Raw genomic sequence first — 17,547 nt, forward strand, 5'->3', positions numbered from 1 at the left:
TTTTTGCGCCTGCCACTAACGTTATCGGTGCAGAAAAAGATACGTCTCTACCCGTAGAGACGTATCTTTTTTGAAACCAAGACATATCTTGAAACGTATTTCTATATATAGACGTCAAATATTAAGGGAATCTTAATTTTTACATTACAAGTTTCTTAATATTTTATAGTTAATATACGTATATGATTTGGTTTCAGGGGTGATTCAGATGAGTAAAGTCATTTACATAGTACTTACAGAGACTGGCTCTCTGTTATCAAGGGCAATTCAGTTATATACGCAAGAGAATTTTAATCATATATCAATTTCTTTTGATGAAGAATTAAGAGAAATGTACAGTTTTGGGAGGAAGCGAGAGAATAATCCGTTTATTGGGGGATTTGTTCATGAAAATCCTTCTTCTAAGCTATTAGGAAGTGCTAGTTGTGCAGTATATGAGTGCCCAGTGACAGAAGAACAATATTATTTATTAAAGGAACATGTACAGCATTATAAATTGAATAAAAATATATATAAATATAATTTTATTGGGTTATTTGGGGTTGCCTGTCGATTGAAAGTTAAGAGACATAATGCCTTTTTCTGCTCTCAATTTATCGCAACCCTCTTCCAATATGTAGGGCTATCCCTTTGTGGAAAGTGCCCTTACTTTATGAAACCTACTGATTTTACAAAGCTTCCATATTTACAATTGCGTTATACTGGTACCATTCATGAATATATTCAAATTTACCGGACAAAACCTATGAGAAACGTCCCAGTATCTTCTATACAATCTATAGCTTAAGCTTTTACGTATTTTGATACAAATTCTCGGAGCTCGTAATAGTGTGAGTCGATTTTAAGATATTTGTTATAAACCTCTATTAATTTCTCAAAAAGCTCATATTGCTCAGTTGCAAAAAATACCTTCAATAGATTACAAACATGATTTGACGTTTCAATGGCAATTTCATAATATGGGCTTTTTTCATTTTGATAATCGTTAAGCCAAATTTCAATTGATTGTAATACATGTTGTGGTGAATTATGAACAATATAAGCAATATCTCTCTGTACGGTAGCTTCTATTCGATGCAGCATGTCTTGATCGAATTGAGGTGCATTGAAATAGTCGTAAATACTAGAGCATGACGCGATTTCATGTTTCTTTAGTAAGGAGACTACTTCATCAAATTGCTCATTTTGAATAAGTGCATCAATTAAAATATAAAAAATTTGTTCTAAATAATTTTTGTTATATCCTTTAACCAGTGTAGCTGGCTCAGGTTTTAAGTTAGGTAAAACATTACTATATTCTACAAGTAATTCAATGGAATGATTAATAAGACGATCTTGATGAATTAAATACCTTCCATATTCAATTACTTTTTCAATATCATTTTGCTCCGATGCATTCATTGCTAACATATAGACTAAAAGTGCATTTTCCTTTTCAGATAGAGCCCATTTTCCATTTCCCCAAGAAGAAAGTATCCACTCAATTAACCTATTTAACTTCTTATAATGTCGTTTTCCACCATTAAAATGTAAGATGAGATTAAATAAATGTAGTTCCTTTAATTGATAGGATCGGACGTTTTGCTCATCAAGTTGTTTTATGAGGTTATTCGTAACAACGACTGATTGATTCAATGTATAATGTTTTTCTAATATAAATTTAAAGCAATCTATTAATTGCATGACATCTTTAATTTTTTGTAATGGCGTTTGCAAAAAAATAGAGTATATTTTTTTTGCAAATAAAATATTCCAAAATTCATTTTTATCATTATAGATAATATGTAAAAAAAACTTTTTGCCTATTTGGAATAAATTTATTTGTTGAAGGCCGCCTGCAGGAAATGATAGTTTGATATCTTTACCGAAAACGAGAGCTAATAAATTATCAAATTCAAAATGATTATGTATAAGTAAATGATCAAAAATTGCCTTTTTACCAGTTTTAGATGTAATGAATGAATGGAGGCGTTCATTCGCATTCTCTATATCAATGGTTGTAGTCTGTAACGTTGAGTGTAAAAATAAATCAATATTTCCCCAAAATTCTTCAACAGTGGAGTAGATAATATTCTTAGCTTTTTCCTTCGTAATGAGAATAGAATCGAGAGCAAGTAGGGAGCCAAAAACGCTATCATCAATTTCCTTTTTACATGGACAAACTCTTTGAATGGCTTCTTCAAGAGAGTTGTCAATCTTGCCCTTTGTTTCGGCGAGAAGTAGCTCATCAATTTTCAGCAAATTAAACCCTCCCATAAAAGAGATCCTTATCTTGAATATACCAAATTTTCGCAAAGAAAATGAATCAAATATTTAAAACATTAATTTTTATTATTTTTCATAGTATAGGCCGCTAAAATTGTAGCAATATAAATGACTACCGTAACTAATATACTTCCGATTGATATTTTCCCTGTATTGAAATAATTTTTTACGATGTTAACTGTGAAGAGCACAGAAATAAAAAGGCAAATGTAAAAATGTCTTTTACTTTTTTTATTCATAAATGATTCCTCTCTAAATTAATTTTATATATGTTAACAGAAGTAAATTTCCTTTGCAAAGAGTGTTAAGATAGGGGATAGATATTAGTTAAATGCGAGGAAATATATATGAATTACTTATCAATGATATTCTTTCAAATTGTAGCACCAATCTTGGTATTACTAATCGTAGGTGTGATGTTACAAAAGAAGTTTCGATTTAATTTAAAGGCAATGTCCCAACTCATTACATACTGTTTTATGCCAGTGGCAGTATTTTTAAATATTTATGAAACTACTATTGAAATGGCCGTTTTAGGGCAAGTAGCTATCTTTATTACATTGTTTATTGGATGTCAAATGCTAATAAGTCACTTTATTGCAAAAATGTTAGGTTTAAATCGAATGGAGTCTGCAGTTTTTAAAAACAGTGTCGTCTTAATCAATTCAGGAAATTATGGGATTCCTGTAGCCCAAATGGTCTTTTCTACTCAACCAATCGGAGTTGCAATTCAAGTCATTCTCGTTATATTTCAAAATATGACGACCTATACTTATGGTCTATATAATTTAATTTCAACGACAAAATCTGGATTAGAGATCATAAAAGATTTTACGAAGATGCCAATTGTTCATGGTTTAATATTAGGCGTACTATTAAATGTATTAAATTTTGAAATCCCTCAGACATTTCGTATTCCTCTTGATCATATTTCGGATGGGTTTATTGCAGTTGCGTTAATTACACTTGGTGCACAGCTTTCTCAAATCGAATTAAAAACAATGATTAATAAAACGATTATAATTAGTTGTTTTACAAGGTTAGTGATAGGACCTGCAACAGCACTTCTGATTATTTATGTATTAGGTCTCGATGGGGTAGTGGCTCAATCATTATTCATTGCAAGTGCCTTTCCGACATCTAGAAACAGTTCGAGTCTAGCTTTAGAATATGATGTAGAATCGAATACGGCAGCTCAAACGGTGTTATTCTCAACAATTGTTAGCTGTTTAACTGTTACAGTAGTCATATATTTATCAACTATATTATTTACATAGCATCTTTCATTTGAAAGATGCTTTTTTTTATAAAAAAAGCTTTGTGTACCGAGTAAACTCGATAAACACAAAGCTTTTGGATTTGGATATCAATGAGATGAGATTAGAATCTAGTAGATAGATTCATAATCTATAAATCTATTAAATTATTGCCCAACCTTTGTTAAGTATGGGTTTGAAAGATCCATACCGTCTAAAGTTAAACCAAGTGCTTTTGCTACACCTTCACCATAAGCTGGGTCAGCTAAATAGCAGTGTAAGATATGACGACGTTGGATGAATTCTTCAACACCTTGTAAGTTTGCAGCAGTGTTATCGAATAGACGTTGTTTTTCTTCTGCTGTCATTAAGTTGAATAGTTTACCAGGTTGTTCGAAGTAGTTGTTGTCATCTTCACGGAAGTCATAGATGCCAGCACCACCATCAAGTTCTAGTAATGGTTCTTTTAAGTCAGTGTTATGTTCCCATTCACCATAGCTGTTTGGCTCGTAACCTAATGTAGAACCCAAGTTGCCATCAAAACGCATTGCACCATCACGATGGAATGTGCGGAATGGGCATTTTGGAGCGTTTACAGGTAACATGTAGTGGTTTACACCTAAACGGTAGCGTTGTGCATCAGCATAAGCAAAGATACGTCCTTGTAACATACGGTCTGGTGAGAAACCAATACCAGGAACAATGTTAGAAGGAGCAAATGCAGCTTGTTCAACTTCCGCAAAGTAGTTATCTGGGTTTTTATTTAATTCAAACTCACCTACTGGAATTAGAGGGAAGTCTTTTTTGTACCATACTTTTGTTAAGTCGAATGGGTTGTATGGTAATTCTTTCGCTTGTTCTTCTGTCATTACTTGAATGTACATTTTCCATTTAGGGAAATCTCCACGCTCAATTGCTTCATAAAGGTCGCGTTGAGAAGATTCACGGTCTTTACCTATAATTTCAGCTGCTTCAGCATCCGTTAAGTTTTTAATACCTTGTTCTGTACGGAAGTGGAATTTTACCCATACACGTTCATTATCTTCATTAATTAAGCTATAAGTATGAGATCCGAAACCATGCATATGACGGTAACCATCTGGAATACCACGGTCAGACATAACGATTGTTACTTGATGTAATGCTTCCGGAAGGGATGTCCAGAAGTCCCAGTTACTATTTGCATTATGCATATTTGTACGTGGGTCACGTTTTACAACATGGTTTAAATCAGTGAAATGTAATGGATCACGGAAGAAGAAAACAGGTGTATTATTACCAACTAAATCCCAGTTACCTTCCTCAGTGTAGAATTTTAAAGCAAATCCTCGAATGTCACGCTCTGCATCAGCTGCACCACGTTCACCAGCTACTGTTGAGAAACGAGCAAACATAGGAGTTTGTTTACCTACTTTTGAGAAAATTTTTGCTTTTGTATATTTTGTAATGTCGTGAGTTACAGTGAAAGTACCGAATGCACCAGAACCTTTTGCATGCATACGACGCTCAGGAATAACTTCACGGTTAAAGTTTGCTAATTTTTCTACTAACCAAACATCTTGTAGTAAAAGTGGTCCACGTTTTCCAGCAGACATTGAATCATGGTTACTTACTACTGGAGCACCACCAGCAGTTGTAAAACGGCGTCTTTTATCATTAGTCATCATTAATTACCTCCTAAAGTAAAACTCTACGTAAATTACTATAACAAATCTAAATCATAATTTCTACTAAATTATAATAATTCTTTTTAAGAAATTTATATTTTATAGTTTTTACTATTTATAAGTTGGAAAAGAAGTGACTGTTACAATCGTTGATATGTCGTAATTTGTTGTAAATACTCGATATGTCTGCGATATTAATCATGTGTATTTAATGTGAAAAATAAAGGGAAATCGTACAATGATAGTGTACAAGAAGAGTTTATTATTGTTGTTATTGAAAATATTCCTATCTAATTGAAAATTGAATTGTTAAATCTTATTGAAATAATGGCTAGTCTTATTAACAATTCGTGAAGTATACCGACAGTTAACCAGAGTAAATACATTGAAAGGAATCAATGAAATTGGAACTGACATTAACTTTTATTATTTTAGGTATCACAATTATATTGTTTACCACAAATAAGGTTCGTGGAGATTTAGTGGCTGTTACAGCTTTACTTGCATTTGTTGTATGTGGAATATTGACTCCGGTTGAAGCGTTAGCCGGATTTTCTAATTCGGTTGTCATTATGATTGCAGGTCTCTTTGTTATAGGAGCAGGTCTATTAAGAACAGGATTAGCTGGAGTGGCAGGCAATTTGTTATTGAAATGGTCAGGGGATAGTGAATTAAAATTATTTGTACTACTTCTAATCATCGTTGCAACTGTAGGGGCATTTATGAGTAATACGGGTACAGTTGCCTTGATGTTACCAATTGTTGTAAGTGTAGCGATGAGTATTAAGGTAAGTCCATCTAAATTTTTATTACCTCTTTCATATATTGCGAGTATGTCTGGGCTTATGACGTTAATTGCATCGCCACCAAACTTAATTGTTAGTCAAACATTAGAGGACAATGGTTATGGAAAATTGGGGTTTTTTGATATAACACCAATCGGGATTATTGCAACAATAACAGTCATTATTTATTTGGTCATTGTTCGCAATAAGTTATTGCCTAATGAAAAAAGTAGAATCAATAATGATGCGGGATATAAGTTATCGCCGAAGAAAATTGTGAAGGAATATCATTTAAACGATCGACTTTTCCGAATTTATGTTCCGGAAGACTCAAAAATTATTGATCGTCCACTTTCTGATTTGAAGTTACCTGCAATTTATCAAATTTATATTATGAAGATTCACCGTCATCAAAATGAAGGAATAAAGTTAATGCCGATGACTTATCAAGAAATGGCAGGTCCTTCAAGTATCATTCATCCTAAAGATGAATTTTATGTTCAAGGTGAAAAAGAAGATGTAATGAAGTTTATTGAAGATTATGGACTTGAATTAAGAGAATTTGAAACTGAAGATAAAGGATACTTGATTTCAAAACAAATCGGTGTTGCAGAAGTTTTATTAACGCCACAATCGCGTTTAATTGGAGAAACAGTAAGTAATATTGGTTTTCGTGAAAAATATAATTTGAATATTTTAGGGATCAATCAAAAAGGGGATTATTTACTCCAAAATATGGCCAATAAAAAATTGCGGTTTGGAGACGCCATTTTAGTGCAGGGGACATGGGAGGAAATTGAATTATTATCTAGAGAAACCCATGATGTTGTAGTAGTAGGAAAACCTAAGGAACATGCAGGGGTGGCTGCTGCAACAGGAAAAGCTCCGATTGCAGCCGTTATCTTACTGTTAATGATTGTGGGTATGGTTTTTGAAGTATTAGATGCTGTGATTTTAGTGTTGATTGGTGCTGTGTTAATGATTATGACCGGATGCTTACGGAATATGGATGATGCCTATGAAAAGATAAATTTTGAAAGTATCGTTCTTGTTGCAGCAATGCTTCCAATGGCAACAGCACTGCAGAAAACTGGAGGAATGACAATCATTTCAGATGGCATGATTGATATGCTTGGTCGTTATGGTCCTTATGGCGTTTTAATTGGGATTTATGTAATTACAATTATCTTTGGGCAGTTTGTTAGCAATACGGCAACAGCTGTATTATTTGCACCAATCGCCATGAATGCCGCAATAATATTGGATGTTAGTCCTCATACTTTCATGATTGCTGTTGCGGCTGCTGCGGGAATGGCCTTTGCCACACCAATCGCATCCCCAACAAACTCGTTAGTATTGACAGCTGGTGGCTATAAATTTATGGACTTTGTGCGTGTCGGAGTCCCGTTACAAATCATTATGTTTATTGTTATGATGATAGCCATTCCATTAATTTATCCATTTTAAATTTCTATGGGCAGTTTCCGTTGGGAGACTGTCTTTATTATTTAGCTCCACCACATTTGAAGTTTTTATGTCATATATGTAAAATACATCTTTTTCATGTGTCGAATATTGTTGTCATCGCTATTTTATCACTTCAAAATGAAGATAACGGAGGCGGGGAAATGAATATACAAGAGACGGAGCAATTTTTAATTCAATATAAGAATGAAATGGGTTTAAGCGATGATTGGTACGAAAATAGATTATCTGAAATTAAATTAATGAACGAATACATACCTACTACGGATGAATTAATTTTTGGTGCTAAAGTTGCTTGGCGTAATAGTAACCGATGTATTGGACGCCTTTTTTGGCAATCATTAAAAGTGTTTGATGAACGTCTATTAGAAACAGAAGAACAAATGTTTCAAGCTCTACTCCGACATATTGAATATGCTACGAATGACGGTAAAATCAGACCGGCAATTACAATATTTAGAGAAAATGATGTTCGTGTTTGGAATTACCAATTGATTCGATATGCTGGATATGAAGGGGAGAATGGTATCATTGGCGATCCAGACTCCATTGCGTTTACAAAGGTTTGTCAAAAATTAGGCTGGCAAGGAAAAGGAACCCCTTTTGATATTTTGCCTATTGTAATCCAAATTGGAAATAATGAACCGAAGATGTTCCCTATTCCAAATGAATATGTTCTAGAAGTTCCAATACGCCATCCAGAATATGACTCCTTTTCTGAACTTAGATTAAAGTGGTATGCAGTTCCAATTGTATCAAATATGAAATTAAGTTGTGGGGGAATTCAGTACAATGCAGCACCATTCAATGGATGGTATATGGGAACTGAAATCGGTGCGCGGAATTTTGCAGATGAATATCGCTATAACATGCTCCCAAAGGTTGCAGAGATATTAGGACTGGATACAAAAACCAATAGTTCTTTATGGAAAGATCGTGCTCTTGTAGAGTTGAATATTGCTGTTCTTCATTCTTTTAAAGAAGATGGAGTAAGTATTGTCGATCATCATACAGCAAGTCAGCAATTCAAATTGTTTGAAGAACAGGAGATCGAAAGGGAGCGTCAAGTGACAGGGAATTGGACATGGCTAATTCCACCTGTATCGCCTGCAACTACCCATATCTTTCACAAGCCAATCGCGAACATAATAAAAAAACCTAATTACTTTTATCAAAAGAATCCTTATTAATTAAAAGAGATGTGCCAATTTCCAGCACATCTCTTATCTTTTCTTCAGAATCATTTCAATTAACTCATCACGATCAATTAAGTATACATCGTTGGATTCTGCTAATTTTTCTGCTTGTCTTGTAAAATAACTATTTGTTACGACCCAGGCTTGAGTTGCATCATACATTTTTAGTGCTCCGATTATTTCTTGGACCGCTTTGACACCAACAGAACCAGAATAACGTTTAGCTTGAACCGCGATTGTATCTTCGCGATCTTGTAATATTAAATCAGCTCCGTAATCTCCTGATGTTTTTGTATAGGATACTTTAAATCCACGTTTTTTAAAGAGCATGCCTAAATATTGCTCGAACTCTTCGCCGGTCATCGCATCAATTTGTTTAATACCCGCTTTTCTTAGACGAGCATAACCTCTTGTTCCACGCCAAATTTTGAAAAAAATCACGAGAACAACGAAGACAATAATGGTAGTTAGTGCACCATTTGTAGAATGAGTATAATACCAACCCGCATATCCAACGATGGCTAATATTAAGAGTGATGGAAATAGTTTTATTCTTTTTTTCTTTTTCTCTTTGCGCTTTCGCAAAACCGTTAACCCCTTTTAATGCAATAATAATACTATTGTATCATAAAAAGGGTACATATGTTTGTATTTATAAATAACGCTCTTTTGCACTTATAAAAGATGCAACAAATAGAATAATTGATGAAACAATAAATAATAAAATTGGAAGATTCCAGCTTAGTGTTGCATCGTGTAAATAGCCAAATAACACGGGTCCTACTGCTGCAAGTAAATAACCAACTGATTGAGCGAAACCTGAAATTTGCGCGGCTTCATAGGCTGTTTTTGTTCGTAGAGTAAAGAACATGAGCACAAGACCAAAAGATGCGCCTCCAGCAAGACCTAAAAATATCATCCATAATGCAGTTAATTCTGTCCACTTAAAGTAAATACCGATAAAAGCGATAATATAGCACGCTGTAAAGAAATAAACGATGGATCGTTGAGATTTTAGCTTCTCAGAAAGTATCGGAATTAAAAAAGTCATCGGAAGCTGTGAATACTGCATAATCGAAGTCATCCAGCCTGCACTTGATTCGGTAAATCCTTGAGAAATTAAAATTTCCGGCAACCATGTTGTTGAGCAATAGAATAATAAAGATTGGAATCCCATAGCAATTGCTATTGCCCAAGCTAAAGGGGAATGCCAAAGTTTTTTCTCACTTCCATTACTATTAGAATTACCTATAGAACTTAAATCTACTTTCTCTCCTCGTAAAAGTGGAATCCACACAATCAAAGTAATTAAAGTGATTACAATTGAAGAGGCCAGAGCACCTTGCCAACCAAATGCTGGATTTGCTGCAATAGGATGACTAATTCCTAAAGCCACACCAGCTGAAACATTCATTGAAACGGTATAAATTCCTGTTAAAAGACCAATATGATATGGATATTTTAATTTGAAAAAGCCTTGCATTAGTACATTTCCAAACGCAATTGCAATCCCTATTAGAGCAGTACCAAATATTAATAAAGAGATAGAACCGAATGAGCGTAATGCAATCCCGATAGTAAGCAAGATGATAGAATAATATAATGTCTTTTCCATCCCAAATTTACGTGAAATGCCTGGAACAAAAGGTGAAACGATTGCAAATGCTAATAACGGAATCGTTGTTAAAAAACCTGCAAGGACATTTGAAATACCTAGTCCTTCTCGAATATCACCAATAATTGGACCAACTCCTGTTATTGGCGTTCGAAGTGTCATTGCAAAAAATATGATGGCAATAACAAACACTATAGTTGATGTTGATTTCTTCGGTCTGTCTTTTTGGTTTTGTTTGAGTGTAGCCACTATAATGCCTCCAAAATCTTTATAATTACTCCTTCAAATGAACGATGAAGAAGACCAAATTAAATCATACATCTTTATCCCCTAATAAAACAAATGAACAAAATTAGCTTAACTTACTATTTGCAACTTATCCACAATCAATGTACATTTATTAGTTGGACATACTGTATTTATGTGAACAACAAAAGGAGATCACATCATGAATAACTCAGAAGAAAATAATCATCAGCAGCAAGAGCTGAAAAGGGGATTGAAAAGTCGCCATATAACCATGATTTCATTAGGAGGAACAATTGGAACAGGGTTGTTCTTAGCTAGTGGAGCATCAATTGCTCAGGCAGGTCCTGGTGGTGCATTAGTTGCTTATGCTTTAATTGGTGCAATGGTGTATTTTTTAATGACAAGTTTAGGGGAAATGGCTGCTTACATGCCAACGTCAGGTTCCTTTAGCACATATGCAACAAAATTCGTTGACCCAGCATTTGGATTTGCGATGGGTTGGAATTATTGGTATAACTGGGCAATTACGATTGCTGCTGAAATCTCAGCAGTAACACTAATTATGAAATACTGGTTTCCGAATAGCTCATCAGCACTTTGGACAGTATTGTTTATTATAGTAGTACTTACATTTAATCTGTTATCTGTTAGAGCGTATGGTGAAGGTGAATATTGGTTCGCAATGATTAAGGTCATAACGGTTATTATCTTTATTATTGTATCTTTTTTAATGATTATCGGAATTTTAGGTGGGAATGACCCGATTGGTTTTGAAAACTTCTTTGCAGGAGATGCGCCATTTAATGGAGGCTTTTTAGCTATCTTTGGTATCTTTTTAGCTGCAGGATTTTCATTCCAAGGAACAGAATTGTTAGGGATTACAGCTGGGGAAACAGATAATCCAGGTAAAAATATCCCAAAAGCAGTTCGCTCCGTATTTTGGAGAATTTTATTATTTTACATTTTGGCTATCCTCGCAATTGGATTATTAATTCCTTACACAGATCCACGGTTGTTATCAGAAGATGTTGCAGTTTCTCCGTTTACATTAGTTTTTGATAAATTAGGAATTGCCTTTGCTGCATCTGTTATGAACGCAATTATTTTAACTGCAATGCTTTCTGCAGGGAATTCAGGATTATATGCTTCTTCACGTATGCTATGGCAATTAGCGGTTGATGGTAAAGCGCCAAAAATCTTTGCGAAACTAAGTAAGCGTGGAATTCCTGTATATGCTTTACTAGCTACATTAGCAGTAGGATGTTTAGCATTCTTATCATCCTTCTTTGGTGACGGATTAGTATATATGTGGTTATTAAATGCTTCGGGTTTATCTGGGTTTATTGCTTGGGTTGGAATTGCAATAAGTCACTATCGTTTTAGGAAAGCGTTTGTGCTACAAGGGAAGAATCCTTCACTTCTTCCATATAAAGCGCCGTTTTATCCATTTGGACCATTATTTGCGTTCATCGTATGTTTGATCGTTATAGTTGGTCAAAATTATAGTGCGTTTATTGGATCTTTTGATTGGTATGGAATTGCAGTTTCTTATATCGGAATTCCATTATTTATAGCACTTTGGTTAGGCTATAAAATTAAACATAAAACAAAAGTTGTTCCACTTGAAGAGTGTGACTTAAATAATTAAACTAAAGGGAAGTCGACAAAATTCAAGCTTTTTGAAATTTTGTCGATTTTTTTAACTTGAAATATGAACAAAAAACCATCTAAAGTTTCGATAATATAATAAAGGTATGTAAACATGAAAAAAGGATGTCGAGATTATGACTGTATCAACAGGATTTAATAGAAAAATTCAAAAGTGGGTTTTAAACGAACAAGGTAAGGTTGCGTTTCAGCCTTTTAAAGTGGACGGTAATCCTTATAAATCAAAAATCTTTTTAGTTAGTGCTACACCAGAACCATACATCTCTGTTGACCCTCTTGATATAAGATTACATATTGATTCATTGGTAGATTCTATCGCTTTCCAAGAACTATACTACGATGAGATAAAAGCATCCTCTAGAGAGTATAAAGGTTGTTTGAATTTTGTTATTTGGGCAAAGGAACACTTAAAGGAAAATGTCGTCCTATCCTATATCAATTCCCTTTATATAGATTGTCCGCAACAGCTTAAGCATCTTAAAAAACAAAAAGATCCACTTTACCAACAAGGTCTGGATGTGTTTAAAGAAGTATTAGTTGAATTTTCACCTAGTTTATTAATTGTTCAAGGTACTACAGCTTGGAAACAATTTCTTGAGCATTTTGAGACTCAATTAATCGATTTTGATTCAAAAGGGTTAACAGTACAACAATTAGAATCTAAAGGTGTAGTGGCTAAAATGCAGTTGGACAGTGGAGAAGTTGTGAATATTTTAGTATGTCGAAGTATGGGCTATTTCGGAAAAGAAGGCGCATCCTTTACAGAATTTAAAAACGCGTTGGAACAGTTATTATGAGATAAAACCGAACGTTCGTGTCTACGTTAGATTAATTTACTACTAATTTCCGAATAATTTGAATCGTTTTATTATTTGTAAGGTTATTGCATTCGACATTATTCGTGTTTATAATGAGGACATTCTTAACATAAACATTACATTAATTTCACTCATATAATAGCGGGAATATGGCTCGCAAGTTTCTACCAACTTACCGTAAATAAGTTGACTATGAGAGGCAATGTTTAGATGACGAATGTTCTTCAATAATTGAAGAATGCTTGTTTTCTATTCACTTTCGAATTTTAACTCGGAAGACTTGTCCCACTCATAGGGATTAGTTTTCCGAGTTTTTTATTGTCAAAAACTTATACGGAGAGGATTAACAACAATGAAATCGCTAAAGGAAAAAATAGTACAAGAAGGCAAAGTGCTATCAGATACAGTATTAAAAGTTGATACATTTTTAAACCACCAAATTGACCCATTACTTATGAAAGAAATCGGGGAAGAATTTGCAAATCGCTTTTCAGATCAAGTGATTACAAAAGTTTTAACGATTGAATCTTCAGGTATCGCACCGGCAACAATGTTAGGTTTAGTCATTGGAGCACCAGTTGTATTTGCTCGTAAGAAAAAGTCTTTAACTTTAGCAAATAATGTGTATTCTTCAAAAGTATTTTCATTCACAAAAAATGAAACAAATGAAATTTCTGTTTCAAGAGACTTTTTATCACCAGACGATAATGTTTTAATCATTGATGATTTCTTAGCGAACGGGGAAGCAGTAAAAGGCTTGCTTGATATTGCTGAACAAGCAGGTGCTAACGTAATCGGTGTTGGAATTGTCATCGAAAAAGGCTTCCAACAAGGTGGACAAAACCTACGTAAACAAGGCATTCGTGTTGAATCTTTAGCAAATATTAAAACTTTAGCAAATGGACAAGTAGAATTTTTTGATTAATTAATCAACCAACCTAAGGAGGAACTGTTCTAATGAACAACGCAAAAGCAACGACGCTTGGTATTCAACATTTACTCGCTATGTATGCAGGTGCAATTTTAGTACCATTAATCATTGGGGGAGCGTTAGGTTTTGATTCTTCTCAAATGACATATCTTGTAGCGATTGACATTATGATGTGTGGTATTGCAACTTTGCTTCAAGTAATGAGAGGTAAGGCTTTTGGAATTGGCTTACCTGTAGTATTAGGATGTACATTTACTGCAGTATTTCCTATTATCGCGATTGGTACAGATAAAGGAATTGGTGCAATTTACGGAGCAGTTATTGCTTCAGGGATCATTGTTGTATTAATCTCAGGTTTCTTCGGGAAATTAGTAAAATTCTTCCCACCAGTTGTTACGGGTTCAGTAGTAACAATTATCGGGATTTCTTTAATTCCAGTTGCGATTAACAACATGGGTGGCGGACAAGGTGCTGAAGATTTCGGCTCAGCATCAAACATTGCTTTAGCTATGACGACTTTAGTCATTATTCTATTAATCTATCGTTTCACAACAGGTTTTACTCGTGCGATTTCAATTTTATTAGGTTTAGTAATTAGTACAGTTATTGCTGCATTTATGGGGAAAGTAGATTTCTCACCAGTAACAGATGCATCATGGTTCCATATGGTTCAACCTTTCTATTTTGGAATGCCAACTTTTGATATTGGTGCGATTATTACAATGACGTTAGTAGCGATGGTATCTTTAGTAGAATCATCTGGCGTTTACTTTGCACTAAGTGATATTACAAAACAAAAATTAGAATCAAAAGATTTAGCTCGTGGTTACCGTTCAGAAGGTTTAGCTTCAATTATTGGTGGTATTTTTAACGCATTCCCATACACAACATTCTCTCAAAATGTTGGTTTATTAAAAATGACAGGTGTTAAAGAGCGTAAAGTTATCTTTATTACAGGGATTATGTTAGTAGCACTTGGGTTCTTACCAAAAGTAGCAGCATTAACGACAATTATTCCAACAGCGGTTCTTGGTGGAGCAATGTTAGCGATGTTTGGTATGGTTGTAACACAAGGTATTACAATGTTAGCTCCAGAAATTTCTCTTTCACCAGAAAATGCAATGGTAGCAGCAATTGCAGTAGGACTTGGCGCAGGTGTTGTATTTGTTCCAGATATCTTTGCAGTGTTACCAGAAGGAATTTCAATCTTAACTTCTAACGGAATTGTTTGTGGTTCGGTTACAGCAATCGTATTAAACATTGTGTTTAATATGATTGGTTCGAAAAAAGTAGACCCAATGTATACAGAAGCGAAAGAAGCAGTGGACGTTGCTAAAGTTGCGGAAGTAAAATAAAAAAATATTAATTAGGTGTTTCTAAACTTTCTTTTGAGAGTTAGAAACACCTTTTTGTTTTGGTTAAAAAATTTCAAAATTCTTCGTGCAAAAATTCTGATGAAGACAAAAACATCATGAATTTTGAGCAGAATTTGCGTTCATCATCTGAATGAAAACAAAAATCCCATGAATTTCGTTATGATAATGTATTCATAACCTCGATGAAGACAAAAATCTTATAAATAATGAGGAGAACCTGCATTCATAACCCTGATTAAGACAAAAATCACATGAAATTTGAGCAAAAACTGTATTCATAACCCTGATGAAGACAAAAATCCCATGAATTTTGAGCAGAATTTGAATTCATAACCTCGATGAAGACAAAAAATACATAAATTTCGAGGAGAAACTGTATTCATACCCCAATGAAGGCAAAAATCCCATGAAGTTCACGATAAATCTGCATTCAAACAAATACAAATTATTATCTTGATTCCACTTTCTCCAAATCTGGCAGTGCCTCCATTGCTCCAATTTTCTCACAAACAATTGCTCCTACCTTATTGCCAAATGTAATAATCTGCAACCAATCTTCAAAAGATAATTTATGCAAAGACTTAATTTTACTTAACTGATACAAAACCGCACCGACAAATGCATCACCAGCTCCAGTTGTATCTACAGCCTTAATTGGAATGGAAGGGACTACTAATGACTTCTTATTATCTGAGAAATAGGTTCCTTTTTCACCTAAAGTCACAGCAACATAACGAGCACCTAACAAATGGAGAGAAGACACTGCTTTTTGTATATCTTGTTCACCCGTAATAATAATCAACTCTTCATCACTTAATTTAATAAAGTCACTTTTTGCGATGCAATTAAAAGATAGATCTATAAACGTCTCTTCTTGTCCGTTCCATAAATCGCTTCTGAAATTTGGATCAAAGGAAATAAAGCTATTGTTTCTTTTGGCTAATGCAAGTAATTCAAAATATGTTTGCTGTAATGGTCCAGGTAGAAGGGCGGTAGCAGAACCAAAATGCATGATATTGAAGGAATCTAATAAATCAATTGAGATTTCATCCATCCTCAAATGTGCATCCGCTCCCCGATTAAAAATAAAGTCCCTTTGTCCGTTTTCTTGTAGAGAAACGAATGCTAAGGTAGTAGGGTAATGTCTATCTTTGAATAAAAAATTCGTATGAACATCCATCGTGTTTAACGTGTTTTCAAGAAATTCACCAAATGGATCTGCTCCTACTTTCCCTAAAAAGTAAGCATGTCCACCTAATTTAGCAATAGCAGCACAAACATTGGCAGGAGCACCACCAGCATGTTTAATAAAATTTTGGCCTTGTTGAAGATTAACATTTCGTTCAGTACAGAAAAAATCTATTAATAATTCACCAACGCATAAAATTGAATGTGTCATCATGTATTTTTCCTTTCACCCAAATATTTTTATTAATGTCATTATATATGATTGCATTTTATAAAAATATGTGTATAATAATGACTTGTTGACCGATTCTGTATTTCAGTCATTTTTGATAGGGGGGATGTTAGTGGATCGCAGACAGGTAATATTACAAGGTGCTACAAAATCTTTCTCAATGTTTGGCTATAAAGCAACAACAATGGAACAAGTTGCAAAATTAGCAAATGTAGGAAAAGGGACGATATATAATTTCTTTACGAATAAAGAAGAGCTATTGCAAGAAGTAGTAATTTCAATGATTCGTGACATGAAGGCAGAGGCAGAACAAACGTTATCGCCAAATGCAAGTTTTATCGAAAATGCACACAATGGATTAATGAAGATGCTTCAATTCCGTGAGCAACATTTACTGTTTGCCAAACTGATTGAGGAAGAAAAAGCGATACAAACCCCAGCTGTCAAACAAATGTTAGTGAAAATTGAAGAGGAAATTGTTACGTTTTTAGCGGACCGCCTTCGTTTAGGAATTGAAAAAAATGAAGTTCGACCATGTAATCCAGACCTTGTTGCATTTCTATTGTTGAAATCGTATCTAGCAATGATTGTAGATTGGCAATTAACTCATGAAGAAGCTCTTCATGAAGAAGAAATATTAGAGCTTTTTAAAGAAACAATCTTTAGAGGGATTGCAAATGGGGCATCTGAATAGTTATTCTGAGGTGCTTCATTTGTGACTGACGCATCGCTTTTGTCACAGATAAATTGCGACAAGGATGGTGTAACCACCGCAGGAGCAATAATTTTTAACATTTATTTTATAAGTATTTAAAA

14 protein-coding genes and 1 riboswitch are annotated in these 17,547 nt (G+C 34.2%); of the genes, 9 read left to right on the forward strand and 5 right to left on the reverse strand.

The window, feature by feature from the left end; translation table 11 throughout:
* The first annotated feature begins 208 nt into the window (after positions 1 to 208).
* On the forward strand, positions 209 to 787 hold the full coding sequence (locus tag NKR20_RS00865; protein ID WP_121213662.1) for a hypothetical protein: 579 nt from the start codon (positions 209 to 211) through the stop codon (positions 785 to 787).
* On the opposite strand, the gene NKR20_RS00870 is transcribed toward NKR20_RS00865, so the two are convergent.
* On the reverse strand, positions 784 to 2,241 hold the full coding sequence (locus tag NKR20_RS00870) for a hypothetical protein (RefSeq protein ID WP_253422825.1): 1,458 nt from the start codon (positions 2,239 to 2,241) through the stop codon (positions 784 to 786). The two genes, NKR20_RS00865 and NKR20_RS00870, sit on opposite strands and share 4 nt — an antisense overlap.
* Before the next feature lie 371 nt (positions 2,242 to 2,612).
* Here NKR20_RS00870 and NKR20_RS00875 point away from each other — a divergent pair, with 371 nt between their 5' ends.
* On the forward strand, positions 2,613 to 3,542 hold the full coding sequence (locus tag NKR20_RS00875; protein ID WP_253422828.1) for an AEC family transporter: 930 nt from the start codon (positions 2,613 to 2,615) through the stop codon (positions 3,540 to 3,542).
* A gap of 146 nt (positions 3,543 to 3,688) precedes the next feature.
* On the opposite strand, the gene NKR20_RS00880 is transcribed toward NKR20_RS00875, so the two are convergent.
* Positions 3,689 to 5,188, reverse strand: coding sequence for a catalase (locus tag NKR20_RS00880; RefSeq protein WP_419095281.1), 1,500 nt, complete (start codon positions 5,186 to 5,188; stop codon positions 3,689 to 3,691).
* Positions 5,189 to 5,586: 398 nt separating this feature from the next.
* Here NKR20_RS00880 and NKR20_RS00885 point away from each other — a divergent pair, with 398 nt between their 5' ends.
* Both NKR20_RS00885 and NKR20_RS00890 read left to right on the forward strand, forming a co-directional pair.
* Positions 5,587 to 7,440 (forward strand): SLC13 family permease, encoded by a 1,854-nt coding sequence (locus NKR20_RS00885; protein ID WP_253422831.1) that lies wholly within the window; start codon positions 5,587 to 5,589, stop codon positions 7,438 to 7,440.
* A gap of 161 nt (positions 7,441 to 7,601) precedes the next feature.
* Complete coding sequence (locus tag NKR20_RS00890) at positions 7,602 to 8,648, forward strand: nitric oxide synthase oxygenase (protein WP_253422834.1); 1,047 nt, start codon at positions 7,602 to 7,604, stop codon at positions 8,646 to 8,648.
* A gap of 33 nt (positions 8,649 to 8,681) precedes the next feature.
* On the opposite strand, the gene NKR20_RS00895 is transcribed toward NKR20_RS00890, so the two are convergent.
* Complete coding sequence (locus NKR20_RS00895; protein ID WP_121213656.1) at positions 8,682 to 9,239, reverse strand: restriction endonuclease; 558 nt, start codon at positions 9,237 to 9,239, stop codon at positions 8,682 to 8,684.
* Between the two features lie 67 nt (positions 9,240 to 9,306).
* Entirely contained in the window at positions 9,307 to 10,518 is a 1,212-nt protein-coding gene (locus NKR20_RS00900) for a CynX/NimT family MFS transporter (RefSeq protein WP_253422838.1), read from the reverse strand.
* Positions 10,519 to 10,717: 199 nt separating this feature from the next.
* On the opposite strand from NKR20_RS00900, the gene NKR20_RS00905 reads away from it, so the two are divergent.
* From NKR20_RS00905 to NKR20_RS00920, 4 genes are all read left to right on the forward strand, one after another.
* Positions 10,718 to 12,166, forward strand: a complete 1,449-nt coding sequence (locus NKR20_RS00905) for an amino acid permease (protein WP_253422840.1) — start codon at positions 10,718 to 10,720, stop codon at positions 12,164 to 12,166.
* A 136-nt stretch (positions 12,167 to 12,302) separates the two neighbouring features.
* A complete protein-coding gene (locus NKR20_RS00910) occupies positions 12,303 to 12,983 on the forward strand; it encodes a hypothetical protein (RefSeq protein ID WP_253422842.1) in 681 nt (226 codons plus the stop codon).
* A 132-nt stretch (positions 12,984 to 13,115) separates the two neighbouring features.
* Positions 13,116 to 13,217, forward strand: a riboswitch (purine riboswitch).
* Between the two features lie 139 nt (positions 13,218 to 13,356).
* Positions 13,357 to 13,929 (forward strand): xanthine phosphoribosyltransferase, encoded by a 573-nt coding sequence (locus tag NKR20_RS00915; protein WP_121213653.1) that lies wholly within the window; start codon positions 13,357 to 13,359, stop codon positions 13,927 to 13,929.
* Positions 13,930 to 13,961: 32 nt separating this feature from the next.
* Positions 13,962 to 15,290, forward strand: a complete 1,329-nt coding sequence (locus tag NKR20_RS00920) for a nucleobase:cation symporter-2 family protein (RefSeq protein ID WP_121213652.1) — start codon at positions 13,962 to 13,964, stop codon at positions 15,288 to 15,290.
* A gap of 469 nt (positions 15,291 to 15,759) precedes the next feature.
* Here NKR20_RS00920 and NKR20_RS00925 read toward each other — a convergent pair whose 3' ends face one another.
* Positions 15,760 to 16,713, reverse strand: coding sequence for a carbohydrate kinase family protein (locus NKR20_RS00925; RefSeq protein WP_253422844.1), 954 nt, complete (start codon positions 16,711 to 16,713; stop codon positions 15,760 to 15,762).
* A 130-nt stretch (positions 16,714 to 16,843) separates the two neighbouring features.
* Between NKR20_RS00925 and NKR20_RS00930 the strand changes: the two genes are divergently transcribed.
* Positions 16,844 to 17,425, forward strand: coding sequence for a TetR/AcrR family transcriptional regulator (locus tag NKR20_RS00930; RefSeq protein ID WP_253422846.1), 582 nt, complete (start codon positions 16,844 to 16,846; stop codon positions 17,423 to 17,425).
* The last annotated feature ends 122 nt before the right edge of the window (positions 17,426 to 17,547 follow it).

Origin of the sequence: Ureibacillus endophyticus, assembly GCF_024159215.1 — a bacterium.
Lineage (GTDB): Bacteria > Bacillota > Bacilli > Bacillales_A > Planococcaceae > Ureibacillus > Ureibacillus endophyticus.

Bases quoted from the DNA above. Each gene is read 5' to 3' on its own strand.
- NKR20_RS00865 (WP_121213662.1), top strand. From the start codon at position 209: ATGAGTAAAGTCATTTACATAGTACTTACAGAGACTGGCTCTCTGTTA.
- NKR20_RS00875 (WP_253422828.1), top strand. From the start codon at position 2,613: ATGAATTACTTATCAATGATATTCTTTCAAATTGTAGCACCAATCTTG.
- NKR20_RS00880 (WP_419095281.1), bottom strand. From the start codon at position 5,188: ATGATGACTAATGATAAAAGACGCCGTTTTACAACTGCTGGTGGTGCT.
- NKR20_RS00885 (WP_253422831.1), top strand. From the start codon at position 5,587: ATGAAATTGGAACTGACATTAACTTTTATTATTTTAGGTATCACAATT.
- NKR20_RS00890 (WP_253422834.1), top strand. From the start codon at position 7,602: ATGAATATACAAGAGACGGAGCAATTTTTAATTCAATATAAGAATGAA.
- NKR20_RS00905 (WP_253422840.1), top strand. From the start codon at position 10,718: ATGAATAACTCAGAAGAAAATAATCATCAGCAGCAAGAGCTGAAAAGG.
- NKR20_RS00910 (WP_253422842.1), top strand. From the start codon at position 12,303: ATGACTGTATCAACAGGATTTAATAGAAAAATTCAAAAGTGGGTTTTA.
- NKR20_RS00915 (WP_121213653.1), top strand. From the start codon at position 13,357: ATGAAATCGCTAAAGGAAAAAATAGTACAAGAAGGCAAAGTGCTATCA.
- NKR20_RS00920 (WP_121213652.1), top strand. From the start codon at position 13,962: ATGAACAACGCAAAAGCAACGACGCTTGGTATTCAACATTTACTCGCT.
- NKR20_RS00925 (WP_253422844.1), bottom strand. From the start codon at position 16,713: ATGATGACACATTCAATTTTATGCGTTGGTGAATTATTAATAGATTTT.